This is a genomic window from Burkholderia sp. RF2-non_BP3 (genome assembly GCF_001522185.1).
Taxonomy (GTDB): Bacteria; Pseudomonadota; Gammaproteobacteria; order Burkholderiales; family Burkholderiaceae; genus Burkholderia; species Burkholderia diffusa.
Genome location: NZ_LOSU01000005.1, coordinates 37488 through 56995 on the forward strand (window position 1 = coordinate 37488; position 19508 = coordinate 56995).

The 19508-nt window shown below is 68.1% G+C and carries 17 protein-coding genes; 6 read left to right on the forward strand and 11 right to left on the reverse strand.

Annotated elements, in window-relative coordinates; translation table 11 throughout:
• Positions 1-144: 144 nt before the first annotated feature.
• The 3 genes from WS45_RS01445 to WS45_RS01455 all read right to left on the reverse strand — a co-directional run bounded on the left by WS45_RS01445 (position 145) and on the right by WS45_RS01455 (position 2100).
• Positions 145-582, reverse strand: a complete 438-nt coding sequence (locus WS45_RS01445) for a hypothetical protein (RefSeq protein ID WP_059697786.1) — start codon at positions 580-582, stop codon at positions 145-147.
• Between the two features lie 226 nt (positions 583-808).
• A complete protein-coding gene (locus WS45_RS01450) occupies positions 809-1036 on the reverse strand; it encodes a sulfurtransferase TusA family protein (protein ID WP_006753156.1) in 228 nt (75 codons plus the stop codon).
• A gap of 128 nt (positions 1037-1164) precedes the next feature.
• Complete coding sequence (locus WS45_RS01455; RefSeq protein ID WP_059697788.1) at positions 1165-2100, reverse strand: LysR family transcriptional regulator; 936 nt, start codon at positions 2098-2100, stop codon at positions 1165-1167.
• Positions 2101-2207: 107 nt separating this feature from the next.
• Between WS45_RS01455 and WS45_RS01460 the strand changes: the two genes are divergently transcribed.
• Positions 2208-3728: a CoA-acylating methylmalonate-semialdehyde dehydrogenase gene (locus tag WS45_RS01460; RefSeq protein WP_059697791.1), complete on the forward strand. Its 1521-nt coding sequence runs from the start codon at positions 2208-2210 to the stop codon at positions 3726-3728.
• Between the two features lie 62 nt (positions 3729-3790).
• On the opposite strand, the gene WS45_RS01465 is transcribed toward WS45_RS01460, so the two are convergent.
• From WS45_RS01465 to WS45_RS01500, 8 genes are all read right to left on the reverse strand, one after another.
• Positions 3791-4675, reverse strand: coding sequence for a MurR/RpiR family transcriptional regulator (locus WS45_RS01465; protein ID WP_059524114.1), 885 nt, complete (start codon positions 4673-4675; stop codon positions 3791-3793).
• Between the two features lie 284 nt (positions 4676-4959).
• Positions 4960-6132, reverse strand: a complete 1173-nt coding sequence (locus WS45_RS01470) for a Gfo/Idh/MocA family protein (RefSeq protein WP_059690895.1) — start codon at positions 6130-6132, stop codon at positions 4960-4962.
• 55 nt (positions 6133-6187) lie between these two features.
• On the reverse strand, positions 6188-7114 hold the full coding sequence (locus WS45_RS01475) for a TIM barrel protein (RefSeq protein ID WP_059690894.1): 927 nt from the start codon (positions 7112-7114) through the stop codon (positions 6188-6190).
• A gap of 85 nt (positions 7115-7199) precedes the next feature.
• Positions 7200-8213 carry a Gfo/Idh/MocA family oxidoreductase gene (locus WS45_RS01480; RefSeq protein WP_059690893.1) on the reverse strand — a complete coding sequence of 338 codons (1014 nt, stop codon included), beginning with the start codon at positions 8211-8213 and terminating at the stop codon, positions 7200-7202.
• 73 nt (positions 8214-8286) lie between these two features.
• Positions 8287-9201, reverse strand: coding sequence for a sugar phosphate isomerase/epimerase family protein (locus WS45_RS01485; RefSeq protein WP_059524104.1), 915 nt, complete (start codon positions 9199-9201; stop codon positions 8287-8289).
• Between the two features lie 37 nt (positions 9202-9238).
• Positions 9239-10264, reverse strand: a complete 1026-nt coding sequence (locus WS45_RS01490) for an ABC transporter permease (RefSeq protein ID WP_040143986.1) — start codon at positions 10262-10264, stop codon at positions 9239-9241.
• A gap of 27 nt (positions 10265-10291) precedes the next feature.
• Positions 10292-11866, reverse strand: a complete 1575-nt coding sequence (locus WS45_RS01495; protein WP_059697793.1) for a sugar ABC transporter ATP-binding protein — start codon at positions 11864-11866, stop codon at positions 10292-10294.
• A 68-nt stretch (positions 11867-11934) separates the two neighbouring features.
• Entirely contained in the window at positions 11935-12861 is a 927-nt protein-coding gene (locus tag WS45_RS01500; protein WP_059524100.1) for a sugar ABC transporter substrate-binding protein, read from the reverse strand.
• 308 nt (positions 12862-13169) lie between these two features.
• Here WS45_RS01500 and WS45_RS01505 point away from each other — a divergent pair, with 308 nt between their 5' ends.
• From WS45_RS01505 to WS45_RS01525, 5 genes are all read left to right on the forward strand, one after another.
• Positions 13170-15128, forward strand: coding sequence for a bifunctional 5-dehydro-2-deoxygluconokinase/5-dehydro-2-deoxyphosphogluconate aldolase (locus WS45_RS01505; protein ID WP_059697795.1), 1959 nt, complete (start codon positions 13170-13172; stop codon positions 15126-15128).
• Between the two features lie 46 nt (positions 15129-15174).
• A complete protein-coding gene (gene iolD, locus WS45_RS01510; protein WP_059697796.1) occupies positions 15175-17058 on the forward strand; it encodes a 3D-(3,5/4)-trihydroxycyclohexane-1,2-dione acylhydrolase (decyclizing) in 1884 nt (627 codons plus the stop codon).
• Between the two features lie 61 nt (positions 17059-17119).
• Entirely contained in the window at positions 17120-18049 is a 930-nt protein-coding gene (gene iolE / locus WS45_RS01515; RefSeq protein ID WP_059467705.1) for a myo-inosose-2 dehydratase, read from the forward strand.
• Between the two features lie 42 nt (positions 18050-18091).
• A complete protein-coding gene (iolB, locus tag WS45_RS01520; protein WP_059697798.1) occupies positions 18092-18910 on the forward strand; it encodes a 5-deoxy-glucuronate isomerase in 819 nt (272 codons plus the stop codon).
• Positions 18911-19002: 92 nt separating this feature from the next.
• The gene (locus tag WS45_RS01525; RefSeq protein ID WP_059697800.1) at positions 19003-19497 is read left to right on the forward strand and encodes a heme-degrading domain-containing protein; all 495 of its coding nucleotides are present in this window, start codon (positions 19003-19005) and stop codon (positions 19495-19497) included.
• Positions 19498-19508 lie beyond the last annotated feature (11 nt).

The following is a 19508-nucleotide window of genomic DNA, read 5'->3' on the forward strand; positions in this document are numbered from 1 at the left end:
CGGCACGGCCGCCCCGGGAAAATATCTCAAAAACGGGGCACGGACGAACCGGCGATTTCATCATAGTAGTATGAAATTCGCCAAGAAATTGCGCGGACTACGGTCCTTTATTCGAATAATCCTTCCCGTCGCGCGATTGCGCGCCTAGTCGGAGCCCGCCTTGCCGGCCTTCGGCTCGGCCAGATCGTCGGTCGACAGTCGCCGCAGCCGCGCGACCGGGAACGCCTCCGGCTGCCCCAGCATCCGCTCCAGCTGGCCGCGCACGCGCTCCCACGCCGGCGCCGCGTAGTCGGGCTGGCTCGCCGCCCACGTCTGCGCGAGATCGAACACGCGCTCGATCGTTGCGCCGCAATACGTGAGGCCCGCGCCATCGTCCTGCGCGGCGCCGCGCAGCCGTTCGTCGAGCGATTCGGCCAGCCACGGCATCTCGGCCGCCGCCGAATCGGCATATGCCTCCAGCGCGGCACGCGCGTGGCGATCCCGTTGCGGGTCGAGCTCGATCCGGCTCAACCCCGCCGCGCGTGCGGGCGCGATGCATTCCGCTGCGGACGGACTTCGAATGGTCCCTGGTCTGAAGGACATGTCCTCTCCCCGTTTGTACGACGGTAGCGTCAGGCATGGCCCCCGTGCCAACCTCGTATGACGTACCGTGGCCGGCGCATCCATCCGAGACGGACGACCGGCCGGGTCAGTATACGCAGCCGACCGTGCGACGAGGTTTAAGAATTGTCAGAGGTGTCAGAGGCGCGGCCGGACCGCAACGGGCGCTGCCCGTGCGGTTGCCGCAAGCGGCGCGTGATGCGGGCCGTCAGCGGCGGCGCATCAGGAACACGAACGTCTTGTCCTGGGTCGTCACTTCGACGATCTCGTTGCCCGTCTGCTTCGCGAACGCGGCGAAATCGCGCTGCGAGCCCGGATCGGTCGCGAGCACCTTGAGGATCTGCCCGCTCTCCATATCGGCGAGCGCTTTCTTGGCGCGCAGGATCGGCAACGGGCAATTGAGCCCGCGCGCATCCACTTCCTTGTGAATCTGCATCGGCTGTCGACCTTCGAATGACGCGCCACACGGGCGCGGGAGGAAGCGGCGATTTTACCGCAGCGCGGCCACCCCTGCCCGCGCGGCCGGAGCCCGGCCATACGACGCGGCGCACCCGCCCTCGCCCGTCAGGCGCCCGTGAAACCGCCCGCGAGCCGCTCGCGCAGGTGCCTCACGAGCGCGCGCACCGCGCTCGGCACGACCGGGCTGTACGGCCGGATCGCGAAGATGTGGTCGCCGAACGCGCCCGACGGTCGCCAGCCGTCGAGCAGCGCGACGAGCCGGCCGGCGTCGAGATCGCGCCGCGCGCTGAAATCCGGCAGCAGCGCGATGCCGAGCCCGCCGAGCGCGGCCTCGCGCATCGCCTCGCTGTTGTTCGCCGCGAAGCTGCCGCGCACGGGCACGCTCACGCGCTGGCGCCGGCGGCCGTCCGGCTCGAAGCTCCACGCCGCCGGTTCGTTGTCGCGCAGATAGCACAGGCAGCTGTGGTCGACGAGCTCGCGCGGGTGGCGCGGCGTGCCGCGCGCGTCGAGGTAGTCCCGGCTCGCGACCAGCAACGAACGCGTGTCGCACAGCTTCCACGCGACGTGGGTTTGCGGCGCCGTCGTCGTATGGCGGATCGCGAGGTCGAAACCCTCCTGCGTCAGCGAATGCAGCCGGTCGGACAGATCGAGTTCGATATGCACGCCCGGATGCTGCCGCAGGAAATCGGGCAAGTGCGGCACGACCTGCTGACGCCCGAGCGCGACGGGCGCCGTCACGCGCAGCAGCCCGCGCGGCTCGCCGGCCAGGTCCTTCACGCGCGCGAAGTGCTGGCCGATCGATTCGAACGCGTCGCGGGTGCTGTCGACCAGCGTCTGCCCCGCGTCGGTGAGCCGCACGCTGCGCGTCGTGCGCCGCACCAGCGGCACGCCGGCCGCCTTCTCGAGATCGGCGATGCGCTGGCTCATCGCGGCCTTGCTGATGCCGAGCCGCTGCGCGGCGGCGGTGAAACTGCCTGCCGCCGCCAGCACCGTCAGCGAATGGATGTGCGGCCAGAGCGCCTGGACATTTTGCTGATTCATTCGCCGATTATTCAAAATTCTGAACAGTGAATCAAGCTGCGCGGCCTTCTCCCGCCCCGCCGCTTTGCCTAGACTAGGTTCCGTCCACCCCCATCCCAGGAGACACGATGAACCCGGTTCCCGCCTATACGTCCGACGCCGACGTCGGCCACTATGTCGACGGCGCGCCCGTTGCCGGCCGCAGCGGCCGCTTCCAGGACGTCCTCAATCCGGCGCTCGGCCGCGCGGTGCGCCGCGTCGCGCTCGCCGGCGACGACGAGGTGCAGCAGGCCGTCGCATCCGCCCACGCCGCATTCCCGGCCTGGGCCGCCACGCCGCCGATCCGCCGCGCACGCGTGCTGCACCGCTTCCTGCAGCTGATGAACGAACACCGCGACGCGCTCGCGGCGATCATCACGGCCGAGCACGGCAAGGTGTTCTCCGACGCGCAGGGCGAGGTCGCGCGCGGCATCGACATCATCGAATTCGCATGCGGCGTGCCGCAGCTGCTGAAGGGCGACTTCACCGATCAGGTCAGCACCGGCATCGACAACTGGACGATGCGCCAGCCGCTCGGCGTCGTCGCCGGGATCACGCCGTTCAACTTTCCGTGCATGGTGCCGTGCTGGATGTTCCCGGTCGCGCTCGCGACGGGCAACACGTTCGTGCTGAAGCCGAGCGAACGCGACCCGTCGGCGGCGCTGTTCATGGCCGACCTGCTCACGCAGGCCGGCCTGCCCGCCGGCGTGTTCAACGTCGTGCAGGGCGACAAGGGCGCGGTCGACGCGCTGCTCGACCATCCGGACGTGCAGGCCGTCAGCTTCGTCGGCTCGACGCCGATCGCGGCTTACGTGCAGCAGCGCGCGGTGCAGTCGGGCAAGCGCGTGCAGGCGCTCGGCGGCGCGAAGAACCACCTCGTCGTGATGCCCGACGCGAACATCGAGCAGGCGGTCGACGCGCTGATCGGCGCCGCGTACGGCTCGGCGGGCGAACGCTGCATGGCGATCAGCGTCGCGGTGCTGGTCGGCGACGTGGCCGACAAGATCGTGCCGGCGGTCGCCGAGCGCGCGCGCAAGCTGGTGATCGGCGACGGGATGTCGCCGGAAGTCGAGATGGGTCCGATCGTCACCGGCGAAGCGCTCAAGCGTATCGAAGGCTATATCGAGCAAGGCGTCAGCGAAGGCGCGCAGCTCGTGGTCGACGGGCGCGGGCTGCGCGTGCCGGGCCGCGAGGCGGGCTTCTTCACCGGCGGCACACTGTTCGATCATGTGACGCCCGACATGCGCATCTACAAGGAGGAAATCTTCGGGCCCGTGCTCGGCTGCGTGCGCGTGAAGGACTTCGGCGAAGCGGTCGACCTGATCAACGCGCACGAGTTCGGCAACGGCGTGTCGTGCTTCACGAGCGACGGCGGCATCGCACGCGAATTCGCGCGGCGCATCCAGGTCGGCATGGTCGGCATCAACGTGCCGATCCCGGTGCCGATGGCATGGCACGGCTTCGGCGGCTGGAAGAAGAGCCTGTTCGGCGACATGCATGCATACGGCGAGGAAGGCGTGCGCTTCTACACGCGCCAGAAGTCGGTGATGCAGCGCTGGGCGTCGAGCATCGGCAAGGGCGCGGAATTCGCGATGCCGACCGCGAAGTAAGCGCGATGCGCATGCCGCCCGCCGGATGTGCCCGCGGGCGGCACGCATGCGCAAGGTCGGCGTCAGCCGGCCTTCGTGTCGTGGCCGCCGTCGGCGGTCGGCAGGTACGACAGCTCGAGCCGATAGGCGAGCGCCACGAACAGGCTCTGCGCGAGGCCCATCGTCGCGGTCAGCGCACGGAACCCGAACGTCGCGCTGTCCTGCACCATCAGCGTCACCTCGGCCTCCCGCGCCAGCGGGCTCATCCGGCTGTCGGTGATCGCGATCAGGCGCGCGCCGCGCTGCACGGCCTGCTGCGCGACCTGCACCGTCTCGTCCGCATACGGCATGAACGAGATCACGATCATCACGTCGCCCTCGCGCACCGACCGGATCTGCCCGAGATGCATGCTGCCGAGCGCGCTGAACAGGCCGATGCGCTTGTCGGTGTGCTGCAGCGCGTAGTCGAGATAGACGGCGATCGGAAACGCGCGGCGCGAGCCGGCGATCCAGATCGCCTGCGTGTCGGCGAGCAGGTCGACGGCCTGCGCGAGCGCCTGCGGGTCGAGCGTCTGCCGCAACTGTTGCATCCCGGCAATGCTGCCCTTGATGAATTCGTCGGCAATCTGCTCGGGTTGCAGGCTCGACGAGCCCGATTCGATCACGTCGCGCAATCGCAGGTTGTACGCGCGGCCCGGCGCGATCTGCTGGGCCAGGCCCTCGCGGAACAATCGCTGCATCTCGGAGAAGCCGGAAAAGCCGAAATGCTTCGCGAACCGCACGACGGCCGACGGCTGGACCCCGCACGCCTCCGCGAGCGACTGGATGCCTTCCAGGCCAAGCTGGTCCCGATGCGTTTCCACGTGACGCGCGATCACCTTCAAGCGATTGCTGAGGCCGTCGTACTCCTGCGTCAGATGCTGCAGGAACTGCTCGACGGTGGCGGGAGGTTTCTCGGATGAACTCATCGGATAGCGCGAAGTTGACGGCCCCGATGCGCGCGCGATACCGACGCACGCCGCCCGGGACTCACCTGTACACATGCATGAAGGGCGAATTTAATCACGTTTGCGGCACGGACCGCGCCGCACGCTCGCTCCCACGCGCTCGATCATCACCTGCACACGCTCCACGGCGGTAATGGAAACGATTTTCCAACGCGCTCGCCGTGCCGTAAAGATTAGGGCGTCTACCGACGCGGACGCCGACACCCGCCGCCGCTGGCCGATGACGCGCATCGGCCGTCCATGGCTCAACGATAGTCGACCCACACGCCGCCCGCATCGGCGGACCGCACGCAGTTCTCGACCCAGCGCACGCCTTCGACGCCCGCGTGGACGTCCGGAAAGCGGATCTGCTTCAATGCCTGCGCGTCGCCGCGGTCGGCCGCGTCCATCGCGAGCGCGAAACGCGCATACAGGTTCGACCACGCTTCGAACAGCCCTTCCGGATGCCCGGCGCCGATGCGATCCTCGCGCAAGGCGTGCGGATGCAGATAGCCCATTCCGCGATCGAGCACCTGCGCGGGTTGCCCCTGGATTTCGTAGCGCAACTGGTTCGGATGTTCGTCCCACCATTCGACGCTCGCCTTCGAGCCGATCACGCGCACCTTCTGCCCGTGCATCGAGCCCGCGTTCACCGCGCTCGACCAGACGTAGCCGATCGCGCCCGTGTCGTATTCCATGATCGTGAACGCGTTGTCCTCGAGCGGCGCGCGGCTCTTCACGAAGCTTTGCCGCGAGCACATCAGACGGCGGATCTTCAGCTCGGGCGCCATCACTTCCGAGATGTACAGCGGATGCGTGCCGATGTCGCCGAGCACGTAGCTCGGGCCCGCGAATTTCGGGTCGACGCGCCAGCGGGCGGCCGCGCTCGCGGCCTCGACGCCCTCGCTGTGGAAGCCGTGCGCGAACTGCATCTGCACGATGCGGATCTCGCCGAGATCGCCGCGCGCGATCATTTCGCGCGCCTGCTCGATCATCTGGTGACCTGAATAACCGTACGCGACGCCGACGATGCGGTTCTTCTCGACGGACAGCCGCTGCAGCGTCTCGGCCTCCTCGGTCGTGAAGCAGAGCGGCTTCTCGCAAACCACATGAAGCCCCGCGTTCAGCGCCGCGCGGCAAATTTCGAAGTGCGTATTGTTCGGCGTCGCGATGGACACCGCGCGAATGCCGTCGGCGCGCTTCGCCTCGACCTCGAACATCGTCCGGTAGTCGGAATAGCAGCGCTCGGCGTCGACGCCGAGCTTCACGCCGAACTGCCGGCCGCGCTCGGCATCGATGTCGAATGCGCCGGCGACCAGCCGGAAGCTGCCGTCGCGCAACGCGGCCGACCGGTGGCTGTAGCCGATCTGGCTGCCGAGCCCGCCGCCGACCATGCCCCAGGGAATCGAATGTCCGAGCAGAATCTGTCCGTCGATCATGATTGTCGTGTTCCTGTCCGTGTTCAGTGTTCAGAATGTCTGGGCCGACGGCCGATTACGCGAATCCGGCCGACGCGAGGAACGCGCGGCTCGCCGCGACGTCGCGCAGGCTCGTGCCGGCATTGCGCGGATCGCGCTCCTGTTCGATCGTGATGTAGCCCGCATAGCCGATGTCGTCGAGCGCGCGACGGATCGCGCGGTAGTCGAGCACGCCGTTGCCGATCGGGCACATCACGCCGCGCGCGCACGCCGCGAAGAACGCGATGTGTTCGCCCATCACCGCGTGGTACACGGCCGCGTCAATATCCTTGAAATGCACGTAGTCGAGCCGCGCCGCGTGACGGCGCAGCCACGTCTCGGGATCCATCCCCGAGTAGTACAGGTGCCCGGTGTCGAGACAGAGGCCCGCCGTATCGGCAGCGATGTCGGCGACGATCCGGTCGATCTCGTCCGCGAACTCGATGTAGCCGCCCGCATGCGGATGGATCACCGCGCGCACGCCGAATTCGTCGCGCGCGATCGTCGCGATCTCGCGAATGTGGTCGACCATGCGCGCCCAGCGCTCGTCGGACAGGCGCGGCGCACGATCGGCATGGCCGGCCGCGTAGTCGCGTTCGTCGTGCCCCCAGTCCATCACGACCAGGTACGGCGCCGCATGGCGCTGACCCGGCTGCGTCGGCAGCTTCGGCAAGCGCGAGATGAGCGCGCAAATCTCGCGCGTCTGGCGCAGCAGGTTCGGCAGGTTCTCCGGCGACACCAGGTCGTCGAAGATCGTGCCGGCGGTGATACTCAAGCGCTGCCGTTCGAGCTCGGCGCTCACCACGTCGAGCTCGAGCGGGATGTAGCCGTACGGGCCGAGCTCGATGCCCGAATAGCCCGCCTCCGCAGCTTCGGCGAGCACGCGCCGCCACGGCGGCAGGTGCGGGTTCTTCACATCGTCGACGCCCCAGCAGCAGGGCGCGCAGCCAATCTTCATCGTCATGTCGGTCGGTTCATCAGGAAAGCGGCGCGCGGCCGCGAGCGTGGCCGCATGAACACGCGGCCCGGTATCAGCGTGTTCAGCCTGTTCAGCCGCGATAAAACGCCGGACGTTCGGCCATCGCGATCGGCTCGACCGCCCCGCTCTGCTGCGCGCGCACGCACGCATCGGCCGCGACCGCCGCCGCATAGCCGTCCCATGCGGACGGGCCGGTCAGCGCCCCGTGTCGCACGCCGTCGACGAACGCCTGCAGCTCGACGTCGTACGACGCGATGAAGCGCTCTTTCCAGTCGGTCATGATCTCGACCGACTGCCGCGCCGCATGCTTGAGCCCGACCGCGGGCGGATCGGGCAGCTTCGCGATGCCGTTCTCGCCGACCACCTCGCACTGGATGTCATAGCCGTACTGGCAGTTGACGAAGATCTCGACGTCGATGCGCACGCCGCTCGCGGTTTCGAGCAGCACGATCTGCGGATCGGCGAGATGCGCGCTCGCATGACGCGTCTTCTTCGGGTAGACGACCTGCGCGCTCGTGTAGTCCTCGCCGAGCAGCCAGCGCAGCACGTCGAGTTCGTGGATCAGCGTGTCGGTGATCGCCATGTCGGTCGTATAGCGCTCGCCGACCGACTGGTTGCGGTGCGCGCAATGCAGCATCAGCGGCGCGCCGATCTCGCCGCCGTCGATCACGCGCTTCAGCGCGCGATAGCCTTCGTCGTACGGCCGCATGAAGCCGACCTGCACGAGCCGCTTGCCGTGCGCGACCTCGGCCTCGACGATGCGCATGCAGCCGTCGGCCGTCACCGCGAGCGGCTTCTCGCAGAACACCGGCTTGCCGTGCGCGATCGCGTCGAGCACGAACGCTTCGTGCGTCGGCCCCCACGACGTGACGAGCACGGCCTGCACGTCGGCGGCCGCGACCACCTCGTGGCCGTCGCCGTAGATTTCCGCGTCGAGCCCGTACTTCGTCACCGCGTCGCGCGCCTGCTGCGGATCGATGTCGTTGACGGCCACCACGCGCGCGCCGGACAGCGTGCGTGTGAGCCTGCGGATATGGTCCTGGCCGATCGCGCCGCAGCCGATCACGCCGATTTGCAAGGTCATCCGGATATCTCCAGTCTGTCGTTCATCAACGGCACGGCCCGCGCCGCGCCGGTCAGCAATGGTTCCAGGCGGGTCAGCGCGCGGTCGCCCGATCGAAATGGCGCTCGACGTAGCGCTGGATCGTGTCGCGCATGTAGCGCGACGACGCTTCGGCGCGGTCCTCCCACGCGAACACGCACGACGACATCACGCCGTCGAAGCCGACGCTGCCGAGTGCGCGGAAAAACACGTCCCAGTCGATCTCGCCCTGCCCGATGTCGAGATGCTGGTGCACGCGGATCTGGTTCGAGCCCGGCGGGTTCACGATGTAGCGTAGCTGGCTGCTCTTGCGGTGATCGAAGGTGTCGGCCACGCGCACGTGCGCGAGGATCGGCGCGGCGGCCGCGATCATCGCCGCCATGTCGTCGCCGTAGTAGAACGTGTGCGGCGCGATGTACGACAGTTTCAGCGACGGCGAGCCGATGTTCGTGACGATGTCGATCGCCGGCTGCAGCTGCTCGATCCAGTCCTCCGGATGCGGCTCGACCGACAGCACGATGCGTTCGCGCTCGAGGATCGGCAGCAGTTCGTCCATCGAACGGAACCACGCGGCTTCGCACAGCTCCTTCGGGTTCGCGCCCGGCCGTTCGCCGACCGAGCGCTCCGGCGACGCGCCGCGCCCGAATTCGGACACCATCAGCGGGCATTCCATCTCGAGCGCGACCTCGATCGCCTTCTTCCAGCAGCGCACGGCCCACTGCCGCTCGTCGTCGAACGGGCTGGCCCAGCGATACATCGGCTGCAGCGACGCGAGGCCCACGCCGCTTGCGCGCAACGCGTGCCGGAACGCGGCCATGCGCTCGCGCGTCGCGCGCGGCATCACCCACCAGTCGAGAAAGTCGCTGCGCGGCGACAGCTCGATCTGGTCGTAGCCGAGCTCGGCGACGGCATGCGGCAGCCGGTCGAGCGGCAGGTGGCGAATCATGTAGGGATCCAGAGCGATCTTCATCTTCTTCCCGGAAGGTTGAGCATTCGGACGTGGCGAATCAGCGCCGCGACTTCTTGTTGCGATACTGGTCGGCGATCACGGCCGCGACGATGATCGCGCCCTTGACCATTTCCTGGTAATACGCGTCGATCCGGATGAACGTGAAGCCCGACGTCATCACGCCGAGGATCAGCACGCCGATCACGGTGCCCGTCACGCGCCCGAGACCGCCCGACAGCGACGTGCCGCCGATCACGACGGCCGCGATCGCGTCGAGCTCGTACATCACGCCCATGCCCGACTGGCCGGAGATCGCACGCGCGGCCGTCACGGTGCCCGCGATTCCGCTCAGCAAGCCCGCGATCGCATAGACGAACACCAGGTGGCGCGTCACGTTGATGCCCGACACGACGGCCGCGTGGCGGTTCGCGCCGATCGCGTACGTGTACTTGCCGAAGCGCGTGTAGCGCAGCACGACGTGGAAGATCGCCGCCACCACGACGAAGATGATCACCGGGTTCGCGCCCGCGCCGATCGCCGCGAACTGATCGGTCAGCATCGACACCGGCATCCCGTTGGTGAACCACTTCGCGAAGCCGCGCGCGGCAACCATCGTGCCGAGCGTCGCGATGAACGGCGGGATCCCCGTCAGCGCGATCAGCGAGCCGTTCAGGAGTCCGACCAGCAGGCCGACGCACACGCCGGCCAGCACCGGCCAGATGACCGGCAGGTCGGTCAGGTGCGGGAACACCGCGCGCGGAAAATCGGATACCTGTGCGAGGCTGGCCGACACGACGGCCGCCGCGGCGACGACCGACCCCGACGACAGGTCGATCCCGCTGGTGATGATCACGAGGTTCACGCCGACCGCGATGATGCCGATCACGGCCATCTGCAACACGATGATCTCGAGCCGCTCCGCGTTGAACAGGAAGCTCTGCCCGACGACGAGCCAGCCGATCACCTCGAAGAACAGGCTGATGCCCACCAGCACGAGGAAGATGCTCAGTTCGGGCGGCCACTTCGCGTGCCGCGTCTTGATCGTCATGGACTGTGCGTCCGCGACCGGGTTCAGGTTGCCCATTTCAGTTGTCTCCATGCTTGTTGCGGCTCAGCGCGAGGCCAGGTCCATGATGCGGACCTGGTCGGCGTCCTTGCGCTCGACGATGCCGGTCATCCGGCCTTCGTGCATCACCATCACGCGGTCGCTCATGCCGAGCACTTCCGGCATTTCCGACGAGATCATCAGAACCGCGACGCCCTTGGCGGCGAGCGCGCTGACGAGCCGGTGGATCTCGGCCTTCGCGCCGACGTCGATCCCGCGCGTCGGCTCGTCGAGGATCAGGATGCGCGGTTGCGTCAGCAACCATCTGCCGATCAGCACCTTCTGCTGGTTGCCGCCCGACAGGTTCTGGATTTCCTCGTGCAGCCCCGGCGTCTTCACGCGCAGCATCCGGCTCATTTCCTCGCAATCGCGCTTCAACTGCGCCTGCCGCACGAAATTGAACTTCACGTAGCGGTTGCTGAGCACTGCCGCTTCCATGTTCGCGAGCAGGTCGAGATTCAGGAAGCAGCCGGTGTCCTTGCGGTCCTCGGTGAGGAACGCCATCCCGTGCTTCATCGCCTGCGCGGGCGTGGAAATTCGCACCGGCTTGCCGTCGATCCGGATCTCGCCCGAGGTCGCCGGCACGACGCCGAACAGCGCCTCCGCGACGTTCGAGCGCCCCGAGCCGACGAGGCCCGCGACGCCGAGGATCTCGCCCGCGCGCAGCTCGAAGCTGACGTCGCGGAACACGCCGTCGACGCCGAGGTTCTTCACGGCCAGCACGACGTCGCCGATCGGCACCTCCTCCTTCGGGAACATCTGCGTGATCTCGCGTCCGACCATCATCCGGATGATGTCGTCGCGCGTGACGTCGGTCGACGCATGCGTGCCGATGTACTTGCCGTCGCGGAACACCGAGAACTCGTCGGCGATCTCGAACAGCTCGTTCATCTTGTGCGTGATGTAGACGATGCCCTTGCCCTGCTCGCGCAGCTGCCGAATGATCCGGAACAGGTGCGTGACCTCCTTGTCGGTCAGCGCGGAGGTCGGCTCGTCCATGATCAGCACGTCCGAGTCGAACGACACCGCCTTCGCGATCTCGACCATCTGGCGGCTCGCAACCGTCAGCGTGCGCACGTCGGCTTCGGGGTCGATGTCGATCGACAGCCGCTCGAACAGCGCGGCGGTGCGGCGGCGCAGCTCGGCGTGATCGATCAGGCCGAAGCGGTTCTTCGGTTCGCGGCGGATCCAGATGTTCTCCGCGACCGTCATGTACGGCATCAGGTTGAGTTCCTGATGGATCATCGCGATCCCGCGATCGAGCGCGTCGAGCGGACCGCTCAGCACGACCGGCTCGCCGTTGATCAGGATCTCGCCCTGGTCGGGCGTGTAGACGCCGGCGATGATCTTCATCAGCGTCGACTTGCCGGCGCCGTTCTCGCCCATCAGCGCATGCACGGTGCCGCGGCGCACGCGGAACTGCACGCCGTCGAGCGCGACGACGCCGGGAAACGACTTGCCGACGCCGCGCACCTCGAGCAGGCAATCGTCGACGGGCGCACCGGACGAGCCCGACGCGGCGAACGAGGCGGCCGGCGCGCTTTCGCTGGCCATCGAGCGCGCCATCCTGGCTGTAAACATGGACGTTCCTCGAAAGTCACACGCGAACCCGGACGCGCCGGGCTCGCGCAGTTCAGCGGAAAAACCGGTCAGTGCTTCGCGTACTGGTTCATGTTCTCCGGCGTGACCAGCTCGAACGGCACGTTCACGTAGCGGTCGACCGGCTGCTTCTTCGCGAGCTTCAGCGCGGTCGCGACGGCCTGCGCCCCCTGCCCGGCCGCGTTCTGGTACACGGACACCTTCAGGTCGCCGCTCTTCATCGCCGCGAGCCCGTCCGGCGTCGCGTCGATGCCCGCGACGACCGTCTTCGGCGTCAGCTTGCGCGCGGCCTTCAGCGCGTTGATCGCGCCGATCGCCATTTCGTCGTTGTTCGACACGATCGCGTCGAACTTCGTCCCCGAGCTCAGCCAGTTCATCGTGATGTCCTGGCCCTGCGTGCGGCTCCACTTGCCTTCGCGCTTGTCGACGATCTTCATGCCGGAACAGTCCTTGGTCGCGATCACCTCCTCGATGTCCTTGGTGCGCGCGCGCGCCGACTCGTTGGACAGCTCGCCCATCAGCACGAGGATGTCGCCCTTGCCGCCGAGCAGCTTGCACACCTGGCGCGCCTGCAGCGTGCCCGACTGCTTCTCGTCGGACGCGACCACCGCGACGCCGGCCGGCAGCTTGTCGAAATCGACCGGCTTGCGGTTCACGTAGACGAGCGGAATCTTCGCGGCGGTCACCATCTTCGTGATCTTCGGCGTCGCGTCGGTGTCGACCGCATTCACGATGATCGCGTCGACCTTCTGCGCGATCATGTTCTGGACCTGGCTCAACTGCTTGCCGACGTCGTTGCCGCCGTCCTCGATCTGTACGGTCGCGCCGTCCTTCTTCGCCGCGTCGCCGATGCTGTTGCGCAGGATCGTCAGGAACGTGTCGTCGAACGATGCCATCGTCACGCCGATCTTCTCGGCATGCGCGAGCGGCATGGCCAGGATCGCGGCGGCCGCGGCGGCCATCAGCTTGGTCTTCATGATCACTCTGTCTCCTCATCTCCGGGGGGCGGAAAACGGCGCGTTGCGCGCCGCCGGGCCGAGTCCGATAACGGACTGAAGCATCCGGATGAAACTGTAGATCACTTCGTCGAAAATTTGGAAATTTATTTCTACGTGATTTCACCTAGGGAACTGGATTTCCAAAAAGTCTAGACTCCGTTCCGTAGCCCGAGTCGTTGCGGCACGCGCATTCGCGTCGCGTCGCGACATGCGACGAAGATCCGTCGCTGGATCGGTCCCCAATCCGCCGGCAAGGTCGAACGCCGGCCGCGAGCGTGATACGTGATATGAGCCCGTTGAACTTTCCGACTGACCGCCCCATCGATCTCGCCTGCCTCGGCCGCGTCGCCGTGGACCTTTACGCGCAACAGTACGGCAGCCGCCTGGAAGACGCGCGCAGCTTCCAGATGTATCTCGGCGGCTCGTCGGGCAACGTCGCGTTCGGCGTCGCCCGGCTCGGGCTGAAGACCGCGATGATCTCGCGCGTCGGCGACGAGCAGATGGGCCGCTTCGTGCGCGAGACGCTCGAGCGCGAAGGCTGCGACACGAGCCAGCTGCAGACGGATCCGGAACGGCTGACCGCGCTGGTGCTGCTCGGTCTGAAGGATCGCGACACGTTCCCGCTGCTGTTCGTGCGCGAGAACTGCGCGGACATGGCCGTGCGCGCCGACGCAATCCGCGAGGACTTCATCGCCGGTTGCCGCGCGCTCGCGATCACCGGCACCCATCTGTCGACGCCGGGCACCCGCGAGGCATCGCTGACCGCGCTCGGCTACGCGCGCCGCCACGGTGTCGTGCGCATTCTCGACATCGACTACCGGCCGGTGCTGTGGGGGCTGACCGCGCGCGGCGCGGGCGAGAACCGCTACGTGCCGGACGCGCAGGTCACGCGCCAGTTGCAGCAGGTGCTCGGCGAGTTCGACCTGCTGGTCGGCACCGAGGAGGAATTCCTGATCGCGGGCGGCGTGCCGCACGACCTGATCGCATCGCTGCAGGCCGTGCGTCGCGCAAGCGGCGCGGCGCTGGTGGTCAAGCGCGGTGCGCTCGGCTGCTGCGTGATCGAGGGCGACATCCCCGCGCGCATCGAGGATGCGCCAACCTTCCACGGCGAACGCGTCGACGTGCTGAACGTGCTCGGCGCGGGCGACGCGTTTCTGTCCGGCCTGCTGTCCGGGCTGCTGCGCGGGCGCGACTGGGCCGAATCGACGCGCATCGCGAACGCGTGCGGAGCGATCGTCGTGTCGCGCCACGCGTGTTCCGCCGCGATGCCGACGCCGGCCGAACTCGCGCACTGGTTCGGCGGCAGCCGCAATCCGCGGGTGGACGCCGATCGCACGCTCGCGCACCTGCATCGCGTGACGGTGCCGCGCCGCGAATGGGACGACCTGTGCGTGATGGCGTTCGACCATCGCAGCCAGTTCTACGAACTCGCGGTCCAGGCCGGCGCGGACGAGGCGCGGATCAAGACGCTGAAGCGCCTGCTCGTGCGCGCGGCCGAACAGGTCGAACGCGATCGCCATATCGAAGGCCATGTCGGCGTGCTGATCGACGGCGGCGCGTACGGCAGCGACGCGCTCGCGTCGGCCACCGGCCGCGGCTGGTGGGTCGGCCGGCCGGTCGAACTGCCCGGCTCGCGGCCGCTGTGTTTCGACGACACGCGCTCGGTCGGCTCGTCGCTCACGCACTGGCCGACCGAGCAGGTCGTGAAGTGCCTCGTCCACTACCACCCCGACGACGACGTCGACCTGCGCGTCGCGCAGGAGCAGCGCGTGCTGGAGCTGTGGGAAGCCACGCGCGCGAGCGGCAACGAGCTGCTGCTGGAAATCATTCCGCCGCGCGCCGTCACGCCGGCCGGCACCGAGGACGACGCGGTGCTGCGCACGGTCGCGCGCTTCTACAACCTCGGCGTGATGCCCGAGTGGTGGAAGCTCGCGCCGATGAGCGCCGACGGCTGGGCACGGCTCGAAACGCTCGTGGCCGAGCGCGATCCGTACTGCCGCGGCGCGGTGATCCTCGGGCTGAACCAGCCGCTGCAGTATCTCGTCGACAGCTTCCGCTCGGCGACCAATCCGATCGTCAAGGGCTTCATGGTCGGCCGCACGCTGTGGGCCGACGCGTCGCTGCACTGGCTCGCCGGCCGGATCGACGATCAGGCGCTGATCGACGAAGTGGCCGGCAATTTCGCGCAGCTGGTCGACGCCTGGCTCGGCCGCCGTGCCGCCGCGCGCGCCGCGGCGGCAGCCTGATGCAGATGTCCGTGATGACCACCCGACTCCCCCTGATCGACAGACGATGACCACCACCGTGAGACTGACCGTCAGCCAGGCGCTCGTGCGCTACCTGGCCGCCCTGCGCGCCGAAGTCGTCCAGCCGGACGGCCGCACCGAAATCCTGCCGTACTGCGGCGGCGTGTTCGCGATCTTCGGGCACGGCAACGTGGCCGGGCTCGGCGAGGCGCTGCACGCCGAAAAGGACCGGCTGCCGACGTTCCGCGCGCACAACGAGCAAGGCATGGCGAATGCGGCCGTCGCGTTCGCGAAAGCGAATTTCCGCCAGCGGATGATGGCCGCGACGTCGAGCATCGGCCCCGGCGCGACCAACATGCTGACCTCCGCCGCGCTCGCGCACGTCGGGCGGCTGCCGCTGTTGCTGCTGCCCGGCGACGTGTTCGTGTCGCGGTTGCCCGATCCGGTGCTGCAGCAGGTCGAGGATTTCGAACAGGGCGACGTCAGCGCGAACGACTGCTTCCGGCCGGTGACGCGCTACTTCGACCGGATCGCGTCGCCGGAGCAGCTGCTCGTCGCGCTGCCGCGCGCGATCCAGGTGATGACCGACCCCGCGCAGTGCGGGCCCGTGTGCCTCGCGCTGCCGCAGGACGTGCAGACCTTCGCGTACGACTGGCCGGAAGATTTCTTCGCGCCGCCGGTGATCCGGATGCGCCGGCCACCCGCCGACGCGCTCGAACTCGCGGACGCGCTGGACGTGCTGAAGGCCGCGAAGAAGCCGCTGATCGTCGCCGGCGGCGGCGTGCTGTACAGCCAGGCATGGGACGCGTTGCGCACGTTCGCCGACACGCACGGCGTGCCGGTCGCCGAATCGCAGGCCGGCAAGGGCAGCCTCGCGTGGGACCACCCGCTGAACCTCGGCTCGATCGGCGTGACGGGCTCGCCCGCCGCGAACCGCGCGGCCGCGCAGGCCGACGTGGTATTCGCGGTCGGCACGCGCCTGCAGGACTTCACGACCGGCTCGCACGCGCTGTTCGGCAACGCGACGCTGCTGAGCCTGAACGTACAGCCGTTCGATGCGGGCAAGAAACGCGGCCGGCAATTGATCGCCGACGCGCGCACCGGCCTCGGCCAGTTGTCGGCCGCGCTCGCGGGCTGGCAGGCGGAGGCGGCGTGGACCGCCGCGAACCGCGACCAGGCCGCCGCGTGGAACGCGCGCGTGACCGAGCTGACCACGCGCGTGCCGAAGGACACGCTGCCGTACGACGCGGAAGTGATCGGCGCGGTGCGCGACTCCGCGGCCGACGCGGAGCGCGACAGCGCGCGCGACGATCTCGTCGTGTGCGCGGCCGGCACGCTGCCGGCCGAGCTGCACAAGCTGTGGCGCAGCGGCGTGCCGGGCAACTATCACATGGACTACGCGTACTCGTGCATGGGCTACGAGGTCGCGGGCGGCCTCGGCGCGAAGCTCGCGCGGCCCGAGCGCGAAGTGATCGTGATCGTCGGCGACGGCTCGTACATGATGCTCAATGCTGAACTCGCGACGTCCGTGATGCTCGGCCGCAAGATCATCGTCGTGATCCTCGACAACCGCGGCTACGGCTGCATCGAGCGGCTGCAGCTGAACTGCGGCGGTGCGAGCTTCAACAACATGCTCGACGACTGCGTGCCCGAAGGCGGCGAACGCTCGACGATCGACTTCGCGATGCATGCGCGCGCGATGGGCGCCGAAGCCGTGCACGTGCGCGACGTCGGCGAACTGCGCAGCGAAATGACGCGTGCGCGCGCGGCGAAGACGAGCCAGGTCATCGTGATCGACACGACGCACGAGCGCACGACCGCGGACGGCGGCGCATGGTGGGAAGTCGCGGTGCCGCAGGTGTCCGCGCGCGCCGGCGTCGGCGATGCGCATCGCGCGTATCTCTACGCGAAGACCCGGCAGCGGCGCTGACACGCTCCCCGTTTCAATCCTCCGCCCCGCGACGACAACAATCGAACCAAGGAAGCAAGTCATGAGCTGGAACGTTCGCATCGGTATCAATCCCCTGTCGTGGATGAACGACGACCTGCCGTCGCTCGGCGGCGAGACGCCGCTCGAGACGGCGCTGAAGGAAGGCGCCGAAATCGGCTATGCGGGCTTCGAGCTCGGCAACAAGTTTCCGAAAACGGGCCCCGAGCTGAAGGCGAAGCTCGCCGAATTCGGGCTCGTATGCGTGTCGGGCTGGTATTCGGGCTTCCTCGCGGAAGTCGAACCCGGCATGAGCGATGCCGATGCGCTCGCCGCCGAAATCGAGCGCTGCCGCGCGCACATGACGAAGCTGCAGTTCAACGACGTGAAGGTCGTGGTGTACGGCGAATGCGCGGGCACGATCCAGGGCAGCATCGACACGCCGGTCGCGAAGCGTCCGCGTTTCGTCGACGACGAAGCCTGGCGACGCTACGCGGCACGCCTCGACGCATTCGGCGCGCACCTGCTCGAGACCTACGGGATCAAGCTCGCCTACCATCACCACATGGGCGCATACGTCGAATCGCCCGCCGACGTCGACCGGCTGATGGCGCTGACCGATCCGGCGAAGGTGTTCCTGCTGTTCGACACGGGCCACGCGTATTTCGGCGGCGCGGCCGATCCGGTCGCACTGCTGAAGAAACACGTGTCGCGCGTCGTGCACGTGCACTGCAAGGACGTGCGGCCGCAGGTCGTCACGCAGGCGCGCAACGGCGGCTGGAGCTTCCTGAACGGCGTGATCAACGGCACCTTCACGGTGCCGGGCGACGGCGCGCTCGATTACGAAGCGACGCTGCGCACGCTGAAGGACGCCGGCTACGAAGGCTGGCTCGTGGTCGAAGCCGAGCAGGACCCGGCCGTCGCGCCGAGCTATCAATATGCGAAGAAGGGCTACGAATCGCTGCGCGCGATCGTCGACCGGTTGAGCGCTTAAGCCCCGTCACCCCGCTGTCACCCCATTGTGGAGCCCCGTTCCATGACGATTTCACCCCTGCTGGTCAAGGCATCCGCCGACCGCGAAATCTGCAACGTGACGCCCGAGTCGGCCGGCTGGAAACACGTCGGCTTTCGCGCGCTGCGCCTGAAGACCGGCGACACCGAAACGCTCGATACCGGCGCGCGCGAACTGTGCGTCGTCGTGCTCACGGGCACGCTGCGCGCGCAAGTCGACGGCGAGACCTACGATGCGCTCGGCAAGCGCGACAGCGTGTTCGAGGAAGTGTCGCCGGACGCGCTGTACGTGCCGGGCGGCAAGACCGTCACGCTGGTCGCGACACGCGATGCGGAAGTCGCGCTGTGCACCGCGCCTTACGCGAGCGGCGACAAGCGCGTGCAGCGCCTCGACGGCGAACGGATGCGGCGCGCGGTGCGCGGGCAAGGCACCAACACGCGCTACGTGTGCGACATCCTGATGGGCGACAACCCGGCCGCCGATCGGCTGCTCGTCGTCGAAGTGATCACGCCCGCGAGCCACTCGAGCAGCTATCCGCCGCACAAGCACGATCGCGACGCGGCGCCGGACGAAACGTCGCTCGAGGAAACCTATTACCACCGGATCGATCCGCCGCAGGGTTTTGCGTTTCAGCGCGTATACACGGACGATCGCAGCCTCGACGAGACGTGCGCGGTCGAGAACCACGACGTGGTGATGGTGCCGCGCGGCTATCACCCGGTGGTCGCGCCGCATGGCTACAACCTGTATTACCTGAACGTGATGGCCGGGCCGAGCCGCGCGTGGGCATTCAGGAACGACCCCGCGCACGAATGGATGCTCGACGCGGCACCCAGGCGCTGACGCGTTGATGCGCTGAACGATCGACGGCTCGCGCACGACACGCAGGACGAGAACGCGTGCCCGAGCCGGATTTGCGACGACACGGAGCTGCCATGGCGCCCCCCTTCCCCCGCTTCGCACCCGCGCCCTTCGGCGACACCGCGTCGGCTCCGACGCTGTCGCACTTCGATGCCGACGTCGCGCGCCGGCTCGGCGACATCGCCGTCAATCTCGCCGCGCGCCGCGGGCTGCCGATCGCGGTCGGCATCGTCGGCGAAGCCGCGCCGCTGTTCTACTGCGCGCTCGACGGCAGCCGCGCGAACGACAGCGACGCGATCCGCCGACGACAGAACACGGTGTTCCGTTTCGGCGTCAGTTCGCTCGAGGTCGGCGCGCGCTTTCGCCGCGCCGGCTGGTCGTTGCAGTCGCAGGGATTGTCGGAGGTCGACTATGCGCTCGACGGCGGCGGCGTGCCGTTGCGGCTTGCCGGCGGCGGCATCGTCGGCGCGATGACGATCGTGGGGCTCGACGACGCATGCGATCACGCACTCGTCGTCGAAAGCCTGCGCTGGCATGTCGGCGCGAACGCGCTCGCGATGAGCGCGTAGCCGCGCGCGCC

Excerpts from the sequence above, each read along its gene's own strand:
- WS45_RS01455 (WP_059697788.1), bottom strand. The coding sequence starts at position 2,100 with ATGAATCAGCAAAATGTCCAGGCGCTCTGGCCGCACATCCATTCGCTG.
- WS45_RS01500 (WP_059524100.1), bottom strand. The coding sequence starts at position 12,861 with ATGAAGACCAAGCTGATGGCCGCCGCGGCCGCCGCGATCCTGGCCATG.
- WS45_RS01490 (WP_040143986.1), bottom strand. The coding sequence starts at position 10,264 with ATGGGCAACCTGAACCCGGTCGCGGACGCACAGTCCATGACGATCAAG.
- WS45_RS01505 (WP_059697795.1), top strand. The coding sequence starts at position 13,170 with ATGAGCCCGTTGAACTTTCCGACTGACCGCCCCATCGATCTCGCCTGC.
- WS45_RS01495 (WP_059697793.1), bottom strand. The coding sequence starts at position 11,866 with ATGTTTACAGCCAGGATGGCGCGCTCGATGGCCAGCGAAAGCGCGCCG.
- iolD (WP_059697796.1), top strand. The coding sequence starts at position 15,175 with ATGACCACCACCGTGAGACTGACCGTCAGCCAGGCGCTCGTGCGCTAC.
- WS45_RS01485 (WP_059524104.1), bottom strand. The coding sequence starts at position 9,201 with ATGAAGATCGCTCTGGATCCCTACATGATTCGCCACCTGCCGCTCGAC.
- WS45_RS01470 (WP_059690895.1), bottom strand. The coding sequence starts at position 6,132 with ATGATCGACGGACAGATTCTGCTCGGACATTCGATTCCCTGGGGCATG.
- WS45_RS01445 (WP_059697786.1), bottom strand. The coding sequence starts at position 582 with ATGTCCTTCAGACCAGGGACCATTCGAAGTCCGTCCGCAGCGGAATGC.
- WS45_RS01525 (WP_059697800.1), top strand. The coding sequence starts at position 19,003 with ATGGCGCCCCCCTTCCCCCGCTTCGCACCCGCGCCCTTCGGCGACACC.
- WS45_RS01480 (WP_059690893.1), bottom strand. The coding sequence starts at position 8,213 with ATGACCTTGCAAATCGGCGTGATCGGCTGCGGCGCGATCGGCCAGGAC.
- iolE (WP_059467705.1), top strand. The coding sequence starts at position 17,120 with ATGAGCTGGAACGTTCGCATCGGTATCAATCCCCTGTCGTGGATGAAC.
- WS45_RS01465 (WP_059524114.1), bottom strand. The coding sequence starts at position 4,675 with ATGAGTTCATCCGAGAAACCTCCCGCCACCGTCGAGCAGTTCCTGCAG.
- WS45_RS01475 (WP_059690894.1), bottom strand. The coding sequence starts at position 7,114 with ATGACGATGAAGATTGGCTGCGCGCCCTGCTGCTGGGGCGTCGACGAT.
- WS45_RS01450 (WP_006753156.1), bottom strand. The coding sequence starts at position 1,036 with ATGCAGATTCACAAGGAAGTGGATGCGCGCGGGCTCAATTGCCCGTTG.
- iolB (WP_059697798.1), top strand. The coding sequence starts at position 18,092 with ATGACGATTTCACCCCTGCTGGTCAAGGCATCCGCCGACCGCGAAATC.
- WS45_RS01460 (WP_059697791.1), top strand. The coding sequence starts at position 2,208 with ATGAACCCGGTTCCCGCCTATACGTCCGACGCCGACGTCGGCCACTAT.